Below are 17787 nucleotides of genomic sequence, written 5' to 3'. Positions count from 1 at the left end.
TCGGCTTTCATCTGCTCTCGTTGAAAATCACCCCGCCGGCAGCGATGCCGGCGGGGTTTTTCATTGTGGACTCCATTGGCCAAGGTTCGGCCAACGATTGCCGTGGATTGGCCACAAAGCTGTGCGACATAATTCCCGTTCACTAGGAATTCGTGCGTGGCCACCGCCTTCAAGCTGCCAGACCCTTCCGGGCAAACACCGGCCGAAAGCCGCCCGCTGCGGGTGGTGCTGTTTTCTGGAAATTATAATTATGTGCGCGACGGTGCCAACCAGGCGCTGAACCGGCTGGTGGCGTTTCTGGAAGCGCAGGGCTGTGTGGTGCGGGTCTATTCCCCCACCAGCGACACGCCGGCGTTCGAACCGACCGGCACGCTGGTGTCGGTGCCCAGCTTCGCATTTCCGGGGCGGGGCGAATATCGGGTCGCCTTCGGCCTGCCCGATCGGCTGAAGCGCGACATTGCCGATTTCAGACCTGATATCATTCACTTGTCCGCCCCGGATCCAGCGGCCCATGCCGCCAAGAAGCTTGCCCGCGCGCTGGGTGTGCCCGTGGTCGCCTCCATCCACACCCGCTTCGAAACCTATTTCGAATATTATGGCCTCGGCTTCATCCGCCCGGGCATCGAGGTGCTGCTGCGGCGCTTCTACAGTGGGCTCGACGAGATTTTCGTCACATCGCAAAGCTTTGGCGAAACGATGCGCGACACCGGCATCATCGGCGTCCATCCCGCCGTGTGGAGCAGGGGCGTCGACAAGACCCGTTTCAATCCCGGCCGCCGCAGCCTGGAATGGCGCTGGAGCCTTGGCATTGCTGACGATGAACCGGTGATCGGCTTCGTCGGGCGGCTGGTGCTGGAAAAGGGCCTCGACATGGTCGCGGCGGCCGTCAACGAACTGGCAGCCCGCGGTATAAGGCATCGCCTGCTGATCGTCGGCGACGGCCCGGCACGTGAGCATTTTCAGGCACGTGTGCCCGGTGCGATCTTCACGGGTTTCCTTGATGGCACCAACCTGGCCCGCGCCTATGCCAGCGCCGACATGCTGCTCAACCCGTCCACCACCGAGACATTCGGCAATATCAATCTGGAGGCGATGGCCAGCGGTATCCCGGTCGTCGCTGCTCGGGCCGGCGGCAACGAGGCGCTGGTCACCGACGGCATCACCGGTGCGCTCGTCCCACCCCACGAAACGCAAGCCTATGCCGATGCCCTGGCCCGTTATTGCGCCGAACCGCACACGCGCGCTGCCCATGGCAAGGCCGGACTGGATGCGGCGCAAGCCTTTGACTGGGATGTGATAAATGGCGCTGTGCTCAGTCGCTATCGCGAACTGGCTCGACAGCACTCTTGAGGAATCACTGCACAGCGCCTACATGGACTGTGCCGGCTTGCCGGATATGGCGATAAATGATGTCGTGAAATAGACGCAGCGGACCCGGGGGCAGTACCCGGCGGCTCCACCATTATTCAGCCTGTTGTCGGGGTGATGTAGGGGGCCGAACCAGGATCGACGTGTGTTCAAAGACGATATTTTTGCCCGGCCTGAATGAGCCGTAAAACCGTTCAAAACCCCATAAATGCCAACGACAACGAGGCATTCGCAATCGCAGCGTAATCCGGAATCTTCACAGATTCTAGGTTAAACTGGCCGAAAGCGCGGTTCGGGCCACACCGGGCAACAGAAGTGGATTCCAGCGGCCCGAGGGGGGCCGGGCAACAGAACCCCCTCACCGATTTGCCCGCACACGGCCCCCCGACCCACAGTCAACGCGGGGGGCCGGGCAACAGAACCCCCTCACCGATTTGCCCTCACAAGGCCCTCCGACCCACAGTCAACGCGGGGGGGCCGGGCAACATTACCCCCTCACCGATTTTTCTTCGCTCAAGCAGAAATCGTGATATCATCATTTCGTCGGGAACGTCCCCGGCCAAACCGGATATCGGAGCATTTCCCATGCCACGCACCCCCGTCACCGCCTGGTTCCGGCCGAAGCGTTTCGGCTACGGCTGGTCGCCGGCATCGTGGGAAGGTTGGGCCATCACGGGCGTGGCCGCACTGGCCATCGTCGCTGTCGCGGGGCTGCTGAACTGAGTTGCGCTTGACCTGCGGCACGGCCCGCGCCAATCGGGGGCGCCATTTGCAATGATAGGCCCGCTCCCGTGAACGAGACGACGCCCGACAGCCTCATCCCCTATGACGACATCGTGCAGGATGCCCTGCGCACCGTCGTCGGCCGCGTGCTGCGCCGTATCCTGGAGGCCGGCGGTCTGCCTGGTGGCCACCATTTCTACATCGCGTTTCGCACCCGCGCGCCCGGCGTTTCCATCCCGGCGCACCTGCTGGAGCGTTACCCGGACGAAATGACCATCGTCGTCCAGCATCGCTATTGGGATCTGGAGGTGGAGGCAGAGCATTTCGCCATCGGGCTCAGCTTCAACCAGATGCCGGCCAAATTGGTGGTGCCTTATGATGCCGTGGTCGGCTTTGTTGATCCGGCGGTGAATTTCGCGTTGCAGTTCGCTGCCAAGGATGGCGAATCGCCCCCTCCTGGCACGATACCGCCCGGCAGCACCCCGCCCGAACCCGAAGCCCCGCCGCCGGAAGGCAGTGAGGACGGCAGCAATGTCGTGACGCTCGATCGGTTCCGCCGCAAGTGACCCAGTTCGTCAGCAGCGACGCCCAGAATCGGTCGTCGTCCCGGTCACCTGCGCGCCGCGGCCTGATGTTCGTGATGTCCTCCCCGTCGGGCGCCGGCAAGACCACCTTGTCGCGCGCGCTGCTGGCCGAGGACAGTCAGATCACGCTGAGCGTTTCGGCGACCACCCGCCCGCCGCGGCCCGGTGAGATCGACGGCGTCGATTACTACTTTGTCGGGCACGAACAGTTTCAATCGATGGTCGACGGCGATGCCCTGCTGGAATGGGCGCATGTATTCGGCAATCGTTACGGCACCCCGCGCGCCCCGGTGGAAACCGCGCTGGCCGCCGGGCGCGATGTGCTGTTCGATATCGATTGGCAGGGCACACAGCAGTTGCAGCAAACCGATGCCGCATCCGATCTGGTGCGCGTGTTCATCCTGCCGCCCAACCTTGCTGAGCTCGAGCGCCGGCTGACCATGCGCAACACCGATCATCCCGAAGTCATCGCTGGCCGCATGGCGCGCGCCCGCGATGAGATAAGCCATTGGGGCGAATATGATTATATCCTGGTCAACGATGACGCCGAAACCTGTCTCGGCGAAATCCGCTCGATCCTGAAGGCAGAGCGCCTGCGCCGCAAACGCCAGCTCGGCCTCGCCGGCTTCGTGCGCGACATGCTGGGCCAGTGATGGCCCGTGCCTGGGCCTTATTGCTGGGACTGCTGCTCACAGCATGCACCAAATCCGACGGGCTGCGCCCCTATGCCATCGTGCAGCGCGCCGATGTCTGGCAGGCGGTGATCAGCGACAACGACCGCGGCCGGCTGGCGCGCCTGTCGGGTGCCTGGGAACAGGCGCGCGCCGATATCACCAGCGCCGGCGCCGATGCAGATTTGGTTGCCCTTGGCCCCGTCGTGCCAGCCTTGGCCGGCACAGAACCGATGGGCGAAACCCAGCCACCAGTAACATTGCCGGGTGCCGGCCGCTATCGATGCCGCACCATCCGGCTGGGCTGGCGCCAAGGCACCGCGCACATCGCGCCGCCAGTGCAGGCCGGCGAATGGGCGCCGTGCCAGTTGATCGCCGACGGCAATTTGTTGCGGTTCGAAGCATCAGCAGCGCAGCAGCGCTATTTCGGCGCGCTTTATCCGGATGATGGCCGGTTGGTTTTCCTCGGCAGCGTGGCGCTGGCCGGCGAGATGGGCCGGCTGCGCTATGGCGAGGATGCCGACCGCGATCAGTTGGGCGTGCTGACCATGGTGGAGCCCGGCCATTGGCGCATTGCCATGCCCTGGCCACGCTGGAGCGCGCGGCTGGTGGTGATCGAACTGCGCAGCGCCTGATCCGATGATGGATGCATTGCTGGCGGCGCTGGCGGGCCAGGACGCCGGTTTCTGGATTGCCGCCCTCATCGGCGTCACCGTGCTTGGTCTGGCAAAAGGTGGTTTTGCCGGGCTGGGCGTGCTCGGCGTGCCGATCATGGCGCTGGGCATGAACCCGGTGATCGCCGCCGCAATCCTGTTGCCGATCTTGCTGGTGCAGGATGTATTCTCGGTGCGCGCCTTTGGCGCCCACCGTGACAATGGCTTGTTGAAGGTGATGATTCCCAGCGCCTGCATCGGCATCCTTGCTGGCTGGGCGCTGGCGCGCTTCGTGCCGGTGGCGATGGTGGAGGCGGCGGTGGGCCTGATCGCCATCGGCTTTGGCATCCAGCGCATTATCGCGGAAAAACGCGGCATCCCCGCCCGCATCGGGCCGGCGTGGGAAGGCGTTGCAGCGGGCGCCGTGGCCGGCTTCACCAGCCAGATCGCGCATGCCGGCGGGCCGCCATTCCAGATGCATGTGCTGCCACGCAAGCTGCCGCGCGATGTGTTCATCGGCACCAGCAGCGTGTTTTTCGCCGCCATCAACTGGTTGAAAGTGCCGGCTTACTGGGCGCTGGGGGCGTTCACGCCGGCCAATCTGTGGCTGGCGGTGATCCTGATGCCGGCGGCAATCCTTTCTACCTGGGCTGGCACGGTATTGGTGCGGCGGGTTGATGGCCCGCGTTTCTATGCCATCATGCATATATTGATGATCTTGGTGGGGACGAAACTGGCATGGGACGGATTTTGGGCACTAACGGCCTGATCGCATTGATGATCGCGGCGCCGGCCGCAGCGGCGCGGGTCGATCTGGTCAGCCTCTACAAGGATCTCCACACCCACCCGGAACTCAGCTTCCAGGAAATCCGCTCCGCCGGCATCCTCGCCGCCGAAGCCCGCGCTGCCGGCTTTGCGGTCACCGAAAAGGTCGGTCGCACCGGGGTCGTTGCCGTGCTGAAGAACGGCGCCGGGCCCACCGTGCTGATCCGCGCCGACATGGACGGGCTGCCGGTGCAGGAAACCACCGGGCTGCCTTATGCCAGTACCGCGACGGGCCAGTATGCCGATGGCCCGATGACACCGGTCATGCACGCCTGCGGCCATGATATCCACATGGCGGTCTGGGTGGGCGCCGCGCGCTGGCTGGCGGAAAACAAGGCCAAGTGGCGCGGGACCGTGGTGATGATCGGGCAGCCGGCCGAGGAAGGCCTGGGCGGCGCCCGCGCCATGCTGGACGATGGCCTGCTCACCCGCTTTCCCAAACCGGATTTCGCGCTGGCCCTGCACGACAGCGCCGCCATTCCCGCTGGCACGGTCAGCGTGCCACCGCTGCGCGCGCTCTCGATCTCGACGTCGATGGACATGACCGTCAAGGGCGTCGGCGGCCACGGCGCCTATCCGGCGACCACCAAGGACCCGGTGGCACTGGCGGCACGCATCGTCACGTCGCTGCAAACGCTGATCAGCCGGGAAAATGATCCGTTTCATCCCGCCGTGATTACCGTGGGCAGCATCCACGGCGGCACCAAGCATAATATCATCCCCGATGAGGTGGCACTGCAGCTTACCATCCGCAGCTATGACGCCGCCCAGCAGCAGCAATTGCTCGATGGCATTGCGCGGGTGGCCAAGGGCGAAGCCATCGCCGCCGGCCTGCCCGACAATCTGATGCCGGTGATCCGTACCACCGCCATCGGCGTGCCGACCCTGAATGATGCGCCGCTGGCCGCCCGGCTGCAGGCGCTGTTCGTCAGCAAACTCGGCCAGGCGCGGGTGATCGATCTCGATCCATCGATGGCGTCGGAAGATTTCCAACTGTTCGGGATTGAGGCGAACGTGCCGTCGGTGATCTATTGGCTTGGCGGTGTGCCACAGGCCAAATGGGACGCCGCAAAGGCCGGCGGGCCGGCGATCCCCAGTCTGCACAACGGCGGCTGGGCGCCCGACCCCGGGCCGACGATTGCGACGGGGGTGGAGACGATGACCGCCGCGGCGGTGATGTTGATGCCGGTAAAGTAGGGCTGAACAGCCCAATCAGCTCAAATCGGGATGACGGGTTGCTTCATGACGAGGGCGCCCGACCCCTCAAAAAGCCCAAGCCCCGAATCGCTTGGCCTTCGTGCTATCATCTTTCCAACAAACCTTGGGAAGGACACGACATGCGCGATTACACCAAATTCTACATCAACGGGGCCTGGGTCGAACCGGCCGTCGCCAATCCGCTCGATGTCATCAACCCGGCCACCGAAGAAGTTGCCGGCAGGATCAATCTCGGCAGCGCCGCCGACGTTGATCGCGCTGTTGCCGCTGCCAAGGCCGCGTTCACCAGCTTCAGCCGCACCAGTGTTGCGGAACGCATCGAGCTGATGGGCGCCATCGCGGCGGAATATCAGAAGCGGTACAATGATATTGCTGCTGCCATCACCGAGGAAATGGGGGCGCCGGCCTGGCTTTCCAACCAGGCGCAGGCCGCACTTGGCATCGGCCATATCGCCACCGCCATCGAAGTGCTGAAGAATTACAAGTTCGACGAGCTGCGCGGCACCACGCTGATCACCAAGGAGCCGATCGGCGTCTGCGCCTTCATCACGCCGTGGAACTGGCCGATCAACCAGATCGCCTGCAAGGTGGCGCCAGCGCTGGCCGTCGGTTGCACGATGGTGCTGAAGCCGTCCGAAATCGCGCCGTTCAGCGCCTATATCTGGACGGAAATCCTGCACGCGGCGGGCGTTCCGGCTGGTGTGTTCAATCTGGTGAATGGGGATGGCCCAGGCGTCGGTTCGGCACTGTCCGGCCATCCTGATGTTGATATGGTCAGCTTCACCGGCTCCACCCGCGCCGGTATCGCGGTCGCCAAGAATGCGGCCGACACCGTCAAGCGCGTGGCGCAGGAACTGGGCGGCAAATCGCCCAACATCGTGTTGCCCGATGCCGATCTGGTGAAGGCCGTCACCGGCGGCGTGCAGAGCGTGATGATGAACAGCGGCCAGAGCTGCAACGCCCCCACCCGCATGCTGGTGCCGCGCGCGAAAATGGCCGAAGCCGCCGCCATCGCCAAGCAGGCTGCCGAAGCCACCACCGTGGGCGAACCCAATGGCAACAGCGCCATGGGGCCTGTGGTCAGCGAAACCCAATGGAACAAGATCCAAGGTCTGATCGAGCAGGGCATCAAGGAAGGCGCCACGCTGGTTGCCGGCGGCCCCGGCCGGCCGGAAGGGCTGGACAAGGGCTATTATGTGAAGCCCACGATCTTTGCCGATGTCACCAACGACATGACGATTGCCCGGGAGGAAATCTTTGGCCCGGTGCTGGCGATGCTGCCTTACGACAGCGAGGAACAGGCCATCGCAGTCGGCAACGACACCGTCTATGGCCTCGCCGCCTATGTGCAGGGGGAGCCGGAACATGCCCGCCAGGTGGCCCGGCAACTGCGCGCTGGGCAGGTCAACATCAATCAGGCCGGGTTTGATCTGATGGCGCCGTTCGGTGGCTACAAACAGTCCGGCAACGGCCGCGAGTGGGGCGATCATGGCTTTGCCGATTTCCTGGAAGTGAAGGCGATCATCGGGTTCGGTGAAGCGCAAGCGGCGGAGTGAACCGAGCGCCCCTCCCGCAAGGGGTTCCCGCCAAAGTAATACTTTGGCGGGCCCCCCGGGAGGGGCTGGGGGTGGGTCTCACCACCTGAACCGAAGACCGATCAACGCAAGTAATCCCACCCCCGACCCCTCCCGCAAGCGGGAGGGGAGCAGAAAGCGGGAGCGGAGGAGACGAGAATGACTATCCACACCCCCATCTGTGACCTGCTCGGTGTCGAGCACCCCGTCCTCCTCGCCGGCATGGGCGGCGTTTCTTATGCCGAAGTCTGCGCTGCCGTCTCCGCCGCCGGCGGCTTCGGCTCCTTGGGCATGGCCGGGCTGCCGCCCAAGTTCATTGCCGATCAGATGGCCCGCGTGAAAGACCTCACCGACAAGCCGTTCGGCGTCGATCTGCTTACCGCGCAGCCCGAAACCCTCACCGCCAGTGTCGATGTGATCATCAAGGGCGGCGCCAAGGCGTTCATCGCCGGCCTTGGCGTGCCGATCGCGATCATCACCGAACTGAAGCAGGCCGGCGTTATCGTGATGTGCATGGCCGGCAATGTGAAGCATGCGATCAAGGCCGCCGAAGCCGGCTGTGATGTGGTGATCGCGCAAGGCACCGAAGGCGGCGGCCACACCGGCAGTGTCGCCAGTGTTGCCTTGTGGCCGCAGTGCGTGGACGCCATCGATATCCCGGTGGTGGCTGCCGGCGGGCTTTATGATGGTCGCGGGCTGGCTGCCGCACTGGCGTTTGGCTGTGTCGGCGTGTGGATGGGCACCCGCTTCATCGCCAGCCACGAAGCGCATGCCGGCCAGGCCTACAAGGATGCGATTGTCGGCATGACCGAAAGCGACACAGTGATCAGCCGCGTATTCACCGGCAAGACGCTGCGCGCCATCGTGAATGACAGCAACCGCGATTTCGACAATCGCACCGCCAAGCCGTTTGCCGCACAAGTGATGGAATCGGTGCAGCTCAATCGGCTGGGGCCGATTGCCGGCGTGCTGGACGTCATCCCGGAAACCCAGTGCCTAGCAGCCGGGCAGGGTGGGGGCGGCATCGCAGAAATCCTGCCCGCCGGTGAAATTGTCCGCCGCACGGTCGCGGAAGCGGAAAGTGCGCTGGCTGGCCTGAAGCGGTTCGGATGATGCGGCTCCTGTTGATTGCGGCGCTGTTGGCGTCGCCTGCGCTTGCCACCGATGGCCCGGTGTTCATGGGCTTTGGCACGCACACGCCTGTTGAACATGATGTCGCTATCCCCAAGGGCATGGTGCTGCGTCACGTCTATGATGTGCGCCCCGCCACACCCGGCAAGCGGAACCCCGGTTTCGAAACCGCCGCGCGCTTCATCAATAGCCATGTGGCGAACGGCATGGCGCTGCGTGATGTGGCGGTGGCGGTGGTGGTGCACGGAACCGCCATCAATGAACTGACCAAGCCTGCGGTCTATGCCGCCCGCAGCAACGGTGCCGCCAATGCCAGCCAGGCGATGGTGGAGGAAATGCTGGCCAAGGGCGTGCGCTTTCTGGTCTGCGGCCAGGCGGCCAACGCCATGGGCGTGAAGAAGGCCGACTTGCTTCCCGGCGTCGAACTGGCCATTTCAGCCAGCAGCGCGCACGCGATTCTGCAGGCGCAAGGCTATACGTTGAATCCGTTCTGAAAGGCCTGAACATGCTGCGTGCCGCTGCCCTCTCCCTGATGTTGCTGGCCGCGCCGGCCCTGGCGCAGACCCGCGAAGGCTTCGGCCCCGGCCCGGTGCTGCCGGATGTCGGCCCGATTGCCCCGGTGGACAGTGAGTTGCCGCTGCCCAAGGGCGCGAAATTCAAGATCGCCTTCGATGTGTCGGCCAAGGCCACACCCGGCGCGCTCAGCCGCCAGATCGAAACCGCAGGGCGCACGCTCAACATGCATGTGGCTGCCGGCGTTCCGAAGGAGAATGTGCAGATCGTGGTGGTCGTCCACGGCCCGGGTGCGATGGACCTGCTCAAGCCCGACGTCTATGCCGCGCGCAACGACGGCAAGGCCAATGGCAGCATGGACGCCATCCGCAAGCTGATCGGCGCCGGGGTGGAATTCTATCTGTGCGGCCAGACTGCGATGGGCCAGAAAATCACCAAGGCTGATCTGTTGCCCGGCGTGAAGATGTCGCTTTCCGCCATCACCGCCCACGCCGTCTATCAGCAGCGCGGCTACACGCTGAACCCGTTCTGATCGGCCGGGATCAGTCGGCGATTTCCAGCCGCCGTTTGATCCGGTCAACTTCGTCGCGCAACCGATCGATCCTGACCGCAAGATGTGCGGTTACCTCGGCATCACCCGCAGTGTCGCGACGCAGTCCGGCCATCGTCGTACCCAGTTCTGCGAGGCGCACACCATGCTCGCGCTGAACATCGCGGATGGCCGCAACGTCACTGCGTATGCCGCGCAGCATTTCAAGCACAAGATTGTCGACCTCAGCCATGGTCGGCAAATACCATAGCTCAACAGCAAAAAACAGCGCCTAGCCCTTCAGGCTTGGCACCAGCACCGCTGCGTCATCGGCATTTGTTTCCGGCCCCGGCACCACCACGTCGATCCGGCCGCTCGCCGCCATGTGAATGGCGCGGCGGATGCGGTTGTAGGTGCCGCAGCGGCACAGATTGGTGATGGCGGCGTTGATGTCCTCATCGCTGGGGTTCGGCTTGTCCTTCAACAGCGCCGCCGCCGCCATGATCATGCCCGATTGGCAATAACCGCACTGTGGCACCTGCACCGCGATCCACGCCTGCTGCAGCGGATGGCTGCGATTGTCGGACAGGCCTTCGATCGTGGTGACGAACGTGCCTTCCAGATCGACGATACTCACCTGGCAGGATCGCGTCGCCTTGCCATCGACATGCACGGTGCACGCGCCGCACAGCCCGGCGCCGCAGCCGAACTTGGTGCCGGTCAGCCCCGCTGCATCACGCAGCGCCCACAGCAGGGGCGTATCGGGCGCCATCAGAAATTCGACAGGATTGCCGTTCACGGTGAATTTGGTCATGCCTTCCCCATAAGCCGAGGGAGGCCATGATGAAACTGAGTTCTGGGGACCTGACGACTCTCGATTACCGCGTCGAGGATGGTATTGCGCGGGTAACGCTCAACCGACCGGCCGAGCTGAACACCATGAACAAGGCGTTCTGGCCGGAAATGATCCAGGTGTTCCACGCCATCGATGCCGATCCGTCGGTGCGCTGCGTGATCATTGCATCGACCGGCAAGCATTTCACCGCCGGGCTTGATCTGAAAATGGCGAGCAGCGGCGCGCTTGCCAACAGCGGCGCCGATATCGGCCGCCAGCGCGAAGCTTTCCGCCGCCATGTGAAGGAGTTGCAGGAAAGCTTCAACGTGATCGACAATTGCCGGGTGCCGGTGATTGCGGTGTGCCACGGCGGCTGCATCGGCGGCGGTGTCGATCTGGTGACGGCGTGTGATATCCGCATCTGCACCAGCGATGCGTTCTTCGTGATCCAGGAAATCAACATTGCCATCGTTGCCGATGTCGGCACGCTGCAGCGCATCCCGCATCTGCTGCCGCAGGGGCTGATCCGCGAGCTTTGCTACACCGGCCGCCGCTTTCCGGCCGCGGAGGCGGCGAAGTGGGGATTCGTCAACCGCGTGGCCGACAGCCACGAAGCGGCGCTGGCTGCAGCCGATGGGATGGCGCGGGACATAGCCGCCAAATCGCCGCTGGCGATCACCGGCATCAAGCAGGTGCTGAATTACGGCCGTGATCATAGCGTGGCCGATGGGCTGGAGTATGTCGCGGTGTGGAACGCCGGCATGCTGCAGGGCGACGATGTCGCTCAGGCGGTTACCGCCCAAATGGCCAAAACGCAGGCGGTCTTCGCCAATTTGACAGGCTGATGCGACACTGCGACGGCCGCGTTTCGGCTTGCCTGTTGCGATGCAGCACGCCATACACACCATGTTGTTTTGGCGGGCCGTTCCGCCCGTTTCAGGCCAGAGGCAGTATGCGCCGCATTTTCCAAATTTTGTCCGCCACCGGAGCCATGTTCGCACCGGGGATCGTTTTCGCGCAGGAGGCCGTAGCCGCCGCACCAGTGCCGCCGGTTTCCGCGACGGAGGTGCCGACTGGAACGATCAATCTGACGGCGCCTGTCTCAGGCATTGGTCAGCCCAGCGGTGGTTGGGAACTGCAAGCCCCGATGACCGATATTGCCATCGAAGCGCACAACATGGTCGATTATGTGCTCAACCCGGTCATGGCTGGGGTCACGATATTCGTGATGATTCTGTTGGCCTGGACCGTGTATCGTTATCGCGCTGCTGCCAATCCGGTGCCGTCCAAGACCAGCCACAACACCACGATCGAAGTCATCTGGACCGCGGTGCCGGCGCTGATCCTGTTGGTGATCGCGGTGCCGAGCTTCCGCCTGCTTGCCAATCAGTACAGCCCGCCCACCGCCGACATCACCGTCAAGGCCGTCGGCCATCAATGGTATTGGGAATATGAATATCCCGACCAGGGCGGTTTCACGTTCGACAGCGTTATGCTGACGGACGACGAAGCGGCGCAGCGCGGCACGCCGCGCCTGCTGGATGTAGACAATCGCCTGGTCGTGCCGGTTGGCGCCACCGTGAAGATTTTGACGACAGCGGCTGATGTCATCCACAGCTTTGCGATGCCATCCTTCTATGTGAAGATGGACGCAGTTCCTGGCCGCATCAACGAAACCTGGTTCAAGGTGGACAAGCCCGGCGTTTATTTCGGCCAGTGTAGTGAGTTGTGTGGCTCGCGCCATGCCTATATGCCGATCGCCGTCGAGGTTCTGCCGCGCGACCAGTTCGACGATTGGGTCGCTGCCAAGCAAAAGGAAAATGGCATCGAGCCGGCCGTTACCGCCGCCGTTGCACCTGCACCAACCCCCGCCGAAGTGGCTGCGCCCGTCGCAGCCCCGGCCGCCTGATCCGTCAAGAGGACGCCCAGACCATGGCTCACGCCGCGACTGCCGGAGCGCACGACGCCCACGACGACCACAAGCTGGGCTTTGTCCAGCGCTGGCTGTTTTCGACCAATCACAAGGACATCGGCACTCTATACCTGATTTTCGCGATCATCGCCGGCACGATCGGTGGCGCGATTTCGGGTGTCATGCGCCTCGAGCTCGCCGAGCCGGGCATCCAGTATCTCACCTTCATGACGCAAGGGAATGTCGATCAGGCCAACCATCTGTGGAACGTGTTCATCACTGCCCACGGCCTGATCATGGTGTTCTTCACCGTCATGCCGGCCATGATCGGCGGCTTCGGCAACTGGTTTGTACCGATCATGATCGGCGCGCCAGACATGGCGTTCCCGCGCATGAACAATGTGTCGTTCTGGCTGCTTGTGCCGGCCTTCCTGCTGCTGTGCGGTTCGATGTTCGTTGAAGGCCCGGCGGGTGCCAATGGTGCCGGGACGGGTTGGACAGTGTATCCACCACTATCGACACAGGGCCACCCTGGCCCGGCTGTCGACATGGCGATCCTGTCGCTGCACATTGCCGGCGCGTCTTCCATCCTGGGCGCCATTAACTTCATCACCACCATTCTCAACATGCGCGCGCCGGGTATGACTCTGCACAAGATGCCGCTGTTCGTCTGGTCGGTGCTGGTCACTGCCTTCCTTCTGCTGCTGTCGCTGCCGGTTCTGGCTGGCGCCATCACCATGCTGCTGACCGACCGCAATTTCGGCACGCACTTCTTCACGGCGGATGGCGGCGGCGACCCGGTGCTTTACCAGCATCTGTTCTGGTTCTTCGGTCACCCCGAAGTCTATATTCTGATCTTGCCGGGTTTTGGCATCGTCAGCCAGATCGTCTCCACGTTCAGCCGCAAGCCGGTGTTCGGTTATCTCGGCATGGCCTATGCCATGGTCGCCATTGGCTTCATCGGCTTCATTGTGTGGGCGCACCACATGTTCACCGCTGGCCTGGATGTGAATACCAAGATGTATTTCACCGCCGCAACGATGATCATCGCGGTGCCTACTGGCATCAAGATCTTCAGCTGGATCGCCACCATGTGGGGTGGCTCCATCAAGTTCGAAACGCCCATGTTGTGGGCGATCGGCTTCATCTTCATGTTCACGGTGGGTGGCGTCACGGGCGTGTTGTTGTCCAACGCTGGCGTCGACACCTATTTCCATGACACCTATTATGTGGTCGCGCACTTCCACTATGTGCTGTCGCTGGGCGCTGTGTTCGCCATCTTTGCCGCCTGGTATTACTGGTTCGGCAAGATGTTCGGCAAACAGTATAACGAAACGCTGGGTAAGCTGCATTTCTGGGTGTTCTTCATCGGCGTGAACATCATGTTCTTCCCGATGCACTTCCTGGGGTCGGACGGCATGCCGCGCCGTATCCCGGATTACCCGGATGCCTTCGCCTATTGGAACCAGATCGCCTCCTATGGCTACGCCATCATGGCGCTGGGCATGGTGTTCTTCTTCCTCAACCTGATCGTGTCCTTCTCGTCGCGCCGCAAGGTGGAGGATAATTATTGGGGTGAAGGCGCCACCACGTTGGAATGGACGCTGAGCAGCCCGCCACCGTTCCACCAGTTCGAAACCCTTCCCGTCATCAAGTGATGCAGTTCGGGGGCGGTCAACGCCGCCCCCGATCAGGATAAAGTAATGAACCATATTGCCACTGACGCGACACAAGCGGGCGCACCGGCCACGCTGTTCGCGGACTGGCGGGATTATTTCGCGCTTTTGAAACCGCGCGTGATGACTCTGGTGATCTTCACCGCCGCCTGCGCCATGGCGGTCGCGCCCGGCAGCTTGCACCCGATGCTGGCCTTTACCGGCATTCTCTGTATCGCGGTCGCTGCTGGTGCGGCCGGCGCGCTCAACCAATGGTATGAAGCCGATATTGACGCGCTGATGAAGCGCACTGCCAATCGCCCACTGCCTGCTGGCAAGCTGGCTGCTGGCGAAGCCCTGGCGTTCGGCGTCATCCTGGGCACCGGATCGGTCGCGATGATTGGCCTGGCCTTGAACTGGGTCGCCGCCTTCTGGCTGGCCGTATCGATCCTGTTCTACGTGATGGTCTACACGGTCTGGCTCAAGCGCCGCACACCGCAGAATATCGTCATCGGCGGTGCTGCCGGTGCCTTTCCAGTGATTTGCGGCTGGGCCGCGGTCACCGGTGACACGCCCATGTTCGCCTGGATCCTGTTCGGCATCATCTTCCTGTGGACCCCGCCACATTTCTGGGCGTTGGCCCTGTTCATGGAAGCCGATTATGCCAAGGCCGGGGTGCCGATGCTGCCTGTAACCCACGGGATGCCGGAAACCCGCCGGCAGATCCTGCTTTACAGCTTCCTGCTCGTGCCGCTGACCATCGCGCCGACTCTGCTCGGCATGGCCGATTGGGCGTATGGCGGCACCGCGATCACGCTGGGCGCCATCTTCCTGTGGATGGCCTTCAAGGTTTCACGCAGCACCGCCACGACGCCGGCCGGCATGGCTGCTGAAAAGCAGTTGTTCAAGTTCAGCCTGCTCTATCTGGCTTGCCTGTTCGGCGCGCTCGTTGCCGATCGACTGCTGCTGCCATGACACCAGATCCTGCTACCTGGACCGAGGCAGAGCGGACGGCCTTCTATGCACGCCGCGAATCGCGCAATCGCGCCCTCGGCATCCTGCTGGTGTCCCTCGTCGTCTTGTTTTTCGGCATCACGGTTGTGCGCATGACCGATCAGCTTGCCGCTGCACCCGCCGCGGCCGCCACGCAATGAGCGCCGCGCCCCTGCAAGCTGCCAACCGACGTGTCGGTGCGCTCGCTGCGCTGATGGCCGTTGTTATGGTCGGCCTCGCCTATGCCGCAGTACCGCTCTATCGCATGTTCTGTGAAGCGACCGGCTTTGGCGGCACCACCCAGGTCGCATCGACCGCGCCATTGAACACCGGCGTAACAGGCCGCAGCATCAAGATCCGATTCGATTCCAACATCGCACCCGGACTCGATTGGCGCTTCCGGCCCAAGGCCACCGAAGTATCGATTCCGATTGGTGAAAAACGTCTTGGCTTCTACACGGCCAGCAATCGGGGCAGCACGCCGATCACCGGTCGCGCCGTGTATAATGTCTCGCCAGATATCGCTGGCCGTTACTTCATCAAGATCGATTGTTTCTGTTTCACCGAACAGACGCTTGCCGCGGGTGAGACTGTCGACATGCCGGTCAGCTATTATATCGATCCGGCTATTCTCGATGATCCGGCCGCCAGCAAGGTTGATGAAATAACCCTCAGCTACACCTTCTACCCGGTGGACAATCCATCACCGGTCACGCTAAGCGGTGCGGCAAAACGTACCAACGCAGGATAGGGCCCAAGCCATGGCGGGCAGTAAAACCCACGATTTTCACATTCTCAACCCATCATCGCGGCCATTCATGATGTCGTTCGCGGTGCTGGTGCTGGCCGCCGGCGCGATCGGCTGGATGCACAAGACAGCGTGGGGCATGCCGGCCTTTGCCGCCGGCTTTGTCGCGGTCAGTGCGATGTTCTTCCTGTGGTGGCGTGACGTCGTCCACGAAGCCAACACCGGCGATCATACGCCCGTGGTGCAGCTTCACCATCGCTACGGCATGATCCTGTTCATCGCGTCAGAAGTGATGTTCTTTGTCGCCTGGTTCTGGGCCTATTTCAACGCCGCGCTCTACCCTTCCATGCACGAAGGCATCGAAGGCACCTGGCCGCCGCAGGGCATCGAACTGCTCGATCCGTTCGTGTTCCCGCTGCTCAACACATTGATCCTGCTGCTGTCCGGCACCGCGGTCACCTGGGCGCACCATGCGCTGATCCATAATGATCGCGAAGGCCTGAAGCAGGGCCTGTGGGTGACGATCATCCTCGGCCTGATCTTCACTGGCGTGCAGGCCTATGAATATCACCACGCCGAATATGGCATGGCCGATAGCGTCTATGGCGCCGCCTTCTACATGGCCACTGGCTTCCATGGTTTTCATGTCATCGTTGGCACGATCTTCCTGATGGTCTGTCTGGCGCGCACGTACAAAGGCGATTTCACCGCCCGCCAGCATTTCGGTTTCGAAGCGGCCGCCTGGTACTGGCATTTCGTCGACGTGGTATGGCTGTTCCTGTTCATCTCCATCTATGTGTGGGGCTCGAATTTCGGCGCTGCCGCCTCTGCCGGCCAGTTTGGCTGATCCAAACTCACTCGCGCAGGTTGCGCTTCGGGGCTGCTGTCCACGTTGTGGCGGCGGCCCCTTGTTTTCCGGCAAGGGCTTTTCCGGCGTCCTGGCTCTCGCGCCGCGCTGCACCAAATGCGGCCTTGATTATGGCCGCTTCAATGTCGGCGATGGCGCCGCCGCCTTCCTGATCTTCCTGGTTGGCGGCGTGGTGATGGTCGCCGCACTGGTCGTTGACGCCAACTATGCCCCGGCCTGGTGGGTGCATGTGCTGCTGTGGACGCCGATCACCATTGCAATGACCATCGCGCTGCAACGCATCGCCAAGGGACTGCTGGTCGCATTGGAATTTCGGAACAATGCGGGTCAGGGAAGCATATGATATTGCGTGCGCCCATCATCCCGACCCTGATCACGCTTATCGGGATGCTGATTCTGTGCAGTCTCGGCCGCTGGCAGCTTGAGCGCCGCGCCTGGAAAGCCGATCTGATCACAAGGCTGGAGTCCGCCGCCACGCTGCCGCCGGTTTCCCCGCGCGAATTCCGCGCCGCTATGCAGGGCGACATCAGCGTGCAGTATCGCCGGGCCGACATCGGCTGCCACGCGGGCCCGCGCAAACCCTATGATCTGCGCCCCGGCAGTTCGGCCGGCGGCACTTCGGGCTATTTCGTGGTGGTATCCTGCCGCCCCAATGATCTGCCGCCAGATATCGTCGCGGTGGCCGGTTGGACGCGGCGCGTGGACGCGAAAGACGTCACAATCGATCTGGATCATGAATTTTCCGGGGTGGTGATCGAGCGACCCTATGGCGACGCCCCGAATCGCCCACGCTTCATGCTGATTCCAGACACGGCGGTTGCCCCGCTCGGCAAGCCGCAGCAACCCCGGCCCGCCGATCTGCCCGACAATCATCTTGCCTATGCCGGGCAATGGTTCGGCCTCGCCGTGGCGCTGGCCGCCATCTATGGCTTGTGGTTGCGCCGGCGGTCCATGGTTGCGCCCGCCGTCACACCCGAATAACGACAC

At 63.0% G+C, this 17787-nt stretch carries 22 protein-coding genes and 1 other RNA gene; 21 read left to right on the top strand and 2 right to left on the bottom strand.

Features of this window, described 5'->3' with window-relative positions:
* The first annotated feature begins 156 nt into the window (after positions 1-156).
* The 12 genes from ACTIEZ_RS12460 to ACTIEZ_RS12405 all read left to right on the top strand — a co-directional run bounded on the left by ACTIEZ_RS12460 (position 157) and on the right by ACTIEZ_RS12405 (position 9792).
* Positions 157-1350 carry a glycosyltransferase family 4 protein gene (locus ACTIEZ_RS12460; RefSeq protein WP_439547005.1) on the top strand — a complete coding sequence of 398 codons (1194 nt, stop codon included), beginning with the start codon at positions 157-159 and terminating at the stop codon, positions 1348-1350.
* Positions 1343-1692, top strand: a transfer-messenger RNA (tmRNA) gene (ssrA, locus tag ACTIEZ_RS12455). The genes ACTIEZ_RS12460 and ssrA overlap by 8 nt, the downstream gene beginning before the upstream one ends.
* A gap of 261 nt (positions 1693-1953) precedes the next feature.
* Positions 1954-2091: a hypothetical protein gene (locus tag ACTIEZ_RS12450; protein WP_439547004.1), complete on the top strand. Its 138-nt coding sequence runs from the start codon at positions 1954-1956 to the stop codon at positions 2089-2091.
* A 68-nt stretch (positions 2092-2159) separates the two neighbouring features.
* Positions 2160-2657, top strand: a complete 498-nt coding sequence (locus ACTIEZ_RS12445) for an SspB family protein (RefSeq protein WP_439547003.1) — start codon at positions 2160-2162, stop codon at positions 2655-2657.
* Positions 2658-2722: 65 nt separating this feature from the next.
* Entirely contained in the window at positions 2723-3328 is a 606-nt protein-coding gene (gene gmk, locus ACTIEZ_RS12440; protein ID WP_439547060.1) for a guanylate kinase, read from the top strand.
* Positions 3328-3981, top strand: a complete 654-nt coding sequence (locus ACTIEZ_RS12435; protein WP_439547002.1) for a DUF4893 domain-containing protein — start codon at positions 3328-3330, stop codon at positions 3979-3981. Before gmk ends, ACTIEZ_RS12435 begins: the two co-directional genes overlap by 1 nt.
* 4 nt (positions 3982-3985) lie before the next feature.
* Positions 3986-4768, top strand: a complete 783-nt coding sequence (locus ACTIEZ_RS12430; protein WP_439547001.1) for a sulfite exporter TauE/SafE family protein — start codon at positions 3986-3988, stop codon at positions 4766-4768.
* Positions 4738-6021 carry an amidohydrolase gene (locus ACTIEZ_RS12425; protein ID WP_439547000.1) on the top strand — a complete coding sequence of 428 codons (1284 nt, stop codon included), beginning with the start codon at positions 4738-4740 and terminating at the stop codon, positions 6019-6021. The genes ACTIEZ_RS12430 and ACTIEZ_RS12425 overlap by 31 nt, the downstream gene beginning before the upstream one ends.
* Before the next feature lie 140 nt (positions 6022-6161).
* On the top strand, positions 6162-7598 hold the full coding sequence (locus ACTIEZ_RS12420) for an aldehyde dehydrogenase family protein (protein ID WP_439546999.1): 1437 nt from the start codon (positions 6162-6164) through the stop codon (positions 7596-7598).
* A gap of 177 nt (positions 7599-7775) precedes the next feature.
* On the top strand, positions 7776-8729 hold the full coding sequence (locus ACTIEZ_RS12415; protein ID WP_439546998.1) for an NAD(P)H-dependent flavin oxidoreductase: 954 nt from the start codon (positions 7776-7778) through the stop codon (positions 8727-8729).
* Positions 8726-9241 (top strand): DsrE family protein, encoded by a 516-nt coding sequence (locus tag ACTIEZ_RS12410; protein WP_439546997.1) that lies wholly within the window; start codon positions 8726-8728, stop codon positions 9239-9241. The genes ACTIEZ_RS12415 and ACTIEZ_RS12410 overlap by 4 nt, the downstream gene beginning before the upstream one ends.
* A gap of 11 nt (positions 9242-9252) precedes the next feature.
* Positions 9253-9792, top strand: a complete 540-nt coding sequence (locus ACTIEZ_RS12405; RefSeq protein WP_439546996.1) for a DsrE family protein — start codon at positions 9253-9255, stop codon at positions 9790-9792.
* Between the two features lie 10 nt (positions 9793-9802).
* On the opposite strand, the gene ACTIEZ_RS12400 is transcribed toward ACTIEZ_RS12405, so the two are convergent.
* Positions 9803-10042: a hypothetical protein gene (locus ACTIEZ_RS12400; protein WP_439546995.1), complete on the bottom strand. Its 240-nt coding sequence runs from the start codon at positions 10040-10042 to the stop codon at positions 9803-9805.
* A gap of 39 nt (positions 10043-10081) precedes the next feature.
* Positions 10082-10603: a (2Fe-2S)-binding protein gene (locus tag ACTIEZ_RS12395; RefSeq protein ID WP_439546994.1), complete on the bottom strand. Its 522-nt coding sequence runs from the start codon at positions 10601-10603 to the stop codon at positions 10082-10084.
* 29 nt (positions 10604-10632) lie between these two features.
* Between ACTIEZ_RS12395 and ACTIEZ_RS12390 the strand changes: the two genes are divergently transcribed.
* The 9 genes from ACTIEZ_RS12390 to ACTIEZ_RS12350 all read left to right on the top strand — a co-directional run bounded on the left by ACTIEZ_RS12390 (position 10633) and on the right by ACTIEZ_RS12350 (position 17781).
* Positions 10633-11469 (top strand): crotonase/enoyl-CoA hydratase family protein, encoded by an 837-nt coding sequence (locus ACTIEZ_RS12390; RefSeq protein ID WP_439546993.1) that lies wholly within the window; start codon positions 10633-10635, stop codon positions 11467-11469.
* Positions 11470-11576: 107 nt separating this feature from the next.
* Positions 11577-12533 carry a cytochrome c oxidase subunit II gene (gene coxB, locus ACTIEZ_RS12385; protein ID WP_439546992.1) on the top strand — a complete coding sequence of 319 codons (957 nt, stop codon included), beginning with the start codon at positions 11577-11579 and terminating at the stop codon, positions 12531-12533.
* Between the two features lie 23 nt (positions 12534-12556).
* Positions 12557-14194 (top strand): cytochrome c oxidase subunit I, encoded by a 1638-nt coding sequence (ctaD, locus tag ACTIEZ_RS12380; protein ID WP_439546991.1) that lies wholly within the window; start codon positions 12557-12559, stop codon positions 14192-14194.
* Between the two features lie 45 nt (positions 14195-14239).
* The gene (locus ACTIEZ_RS12375; protein ID WP_439546990.1) at positions 14240-15166 is read left to right on the top strand and encodes a heme o synthase; all 927 of its coding nucleotides are present in this window, start codon (positions 14240-14242) and stop codon (positions 15164-15166) included.
* Entirely contained in the window at positions 15163-15345 is a 183-nt protein-coding gene (locus tag ACTIEZ_RS12370; protein ID WP_439546989.1) for a hypothetical protein, read from the top strand. The genes ACTIEZ_RS12375 and ACTIEZ_RS12370 overlap by 4 nt, the downstream gene beginning before the upstream one ends.
* Positions 15342-15935 (top strand): cytochrome c oxidase assembly protein, encoded by a 594-nt coding sequence (locus tag ACTIEZ_RS12365; protein WP_439546988.1) that lies wholly within the window; start codon positions 15342-15344, stop codon positions 15933-15935. Before ACTIEZ_RS12370 ends, ACTIEZ_RS12365 begins: the two co-directional genes overlap by 4 nt.
* Positions 15936-15945: 10 nt before the next feature.
* On the top strand, positions 15946-16779 hold the full coding sequence (locus ACTIEZ_RS12360; protein ID WP_439546987.1) for a cytochrome c oxidase subunit 3: 834 nt from the start codon (positions 15946-15948) through the stop codon (positions 16777-16779).
* A gap of 61 nt (positions 16780-16840) precedes the next feature.
* Positions 16841-17143 carry a DUF983 domain-containing protein gene (locus tag ACTIEZ_RS12355; RefSeq protein ID WP_439546986.1) on the top strand — a complete coding sequence of 101 codons (303 nt, stop codon included), beginning with the start codon at positions 16841-16843 and terminating at the stop codon, positions 17141-17143.
* Complete coding sequence (locus ACTIEZ_RS12350) at positions 17140-17781, top strand: SURF1 family protein (RefSeq protein WP_439546985.1); 642 nt, start codon at positions 17140-17142, stop codon at positions 17779-17781. The genes ACTIEZ_RS12355 and ACTIEZ_RS12350 overlap by 4 nt, the downstream gene beginning before the upstream one ends.
* The last annotated feature ends 6 nt before the right edge of the window (positions 17782-17787 follow it).

The organism is Sandarakinorhabdus sp. (assembly GCF_051860625.1).
GTDB lineage: Bacteria > Pseudomonadota > Alphaproteobacteria > Sphingomonadales > Sphingomonadaceae > Sandarakinorhabdus.
This window is presented reverse-complemented; position numbering and strand designations above follow the sequence as displayed.

Excerpts from the sequence above, each read along its gene's own strand:
- gmk (WP_439547060.1), top strand. The coding sequence starts at position 2,723 with ATGTTCGTGATGTCCTCCCCGTCGGGCGCCGGCAAGACCACCTTGTCG.
- ACTIEZ_RS12395 (WP_439546994.1), bottom strand. The coding sequence starts at position 10,603 with ATGACCAAATTCACCGTGAACGGCAATCCTGTCGAATTTCTGATGGCG.
- ACTIEZ_RS12415 (WP_439546998.1), top strand. The coding sequence starts at position 7,776 with ATGACTATCCACACCCCCATCTGTGACCTGCTCGGTGTCGAGCACCCC.
- ACTIEZ_RS12375 (WP_439546990.1), top strand. The coding sequence starts at position 14,240 with ATGAACCATATTGCCACTGACGCGACACAAGCGGGCGCACCGGCCACG.
- ACTIEZ_RS12370 (WP_439546989.1), top strand. The coding sequence starts at position 15,163 with ATGACACCAGATCCTGCTACCTGGACCGAGGCAGAGCGGACGGCCTTC.
- ACTIEZ_RS12410 (WP_439546997.1), top strand. The coding sequence starts at position 8,726 with ATGATGCGGCTCCTGTTGATTGCGGCGCTGTTGGCGTCGCCTGCGCTT.
- ACTIEZ_RS12365 (WP_439546988.1), top strand. The coding sequence starts at position 15,342 with ATGAGCGCCGCGCCCCTGCAAGCTGCCAACCGACGTGTCGGTGCGCTC.
- ctaD (WP_439546991.1), top strand. The coding sequence starts at position 12,557 with ATGGCTCACGCCGCGACTGCCGGAGCGCACGACGCCCACGACGACCAC.
- ACTIEZ_RS12420 (WP_439546999.1), top strand. The coding sequence starts at position 6,162 with ATGCGCGATTACACCAAATTCTACATCAACGGGGCCTGGGTCGAACCG.
- ACTIEZ_RS12435 (WP_439547002.1), top strand. The coding sequence starts at position 3,328 with ATGGCCCGTGCCTGGGCCTTATTGCTGGGACTGCTGCTCACAGCATGC.
- ACTIEZ_RS12425 (WP_439547000.1), top strand. The coding sequence starts at position 4,738 with ATGGGACGGATTTTGGGCACTAACGGCCTGATCGCATTGATGATCGCG.
- ACTIEZ_RS12350 (WP_439546985.1), top strand. The coding sequence starts at position 17,140 with ATGATATTGCGTGCGCCCATCATCCCGACCCTGATCACGCTTATCGGG.
- coxB (WP_439546992.1), top strand. The coding sequence starts at position 11,577 with ATGCGCCGCATTTTCCAAATTTTGTCCGCCACCGGAGCCATGTTCGCA.
- ACTIEZ_RS12450 (WP_439547004.1), top strand. The coding sequence starts at position 1,954 with ATGCCACGCACCCCCGTCACCGCCTGGTTCCGGCCGAAGCGTTTCGGC.
- ACTIEZ_RS12430 (WP_439547001.1), top strand. The coding sequence starts at position 3,986 with ATGATGGATGCATTGCTGGCGGCGCTGGCGGGCCAGGACGCCGGTTTC.
- ACTIEZ_RS12390 (WP_439546993.1), top strand. The coding sequence starts at position 10,633 with ATGAAACTGAGTTCTGGGGACCTGACGACTCTCGATTACCGCGTCGAG.
- ACTIEZ_RS12405 (WP_439546996.1), top strand. The coding sequence starts at position 9,253 with ATGCTGCGTGCCGCTGCCCTCTCCCTGATGTTGCTGGCCGCGCCGGCC.
- ACTIEZ_RS12400 (WP_439546995.1), bottom strand. The coding sequence starts at position 10,042 with ATGGCTGAGGTCGACAATCTTGTGCTTGAAATGCTGCGCGGCATACGC.
- ACTIEZ_RS12360 (WP_439546987.1), top strand. The coding sequence starts at position 15,946 with ATGGCGGGCAGTAAAACCCACGATTTTCACATTCTCAACCCATCATCG.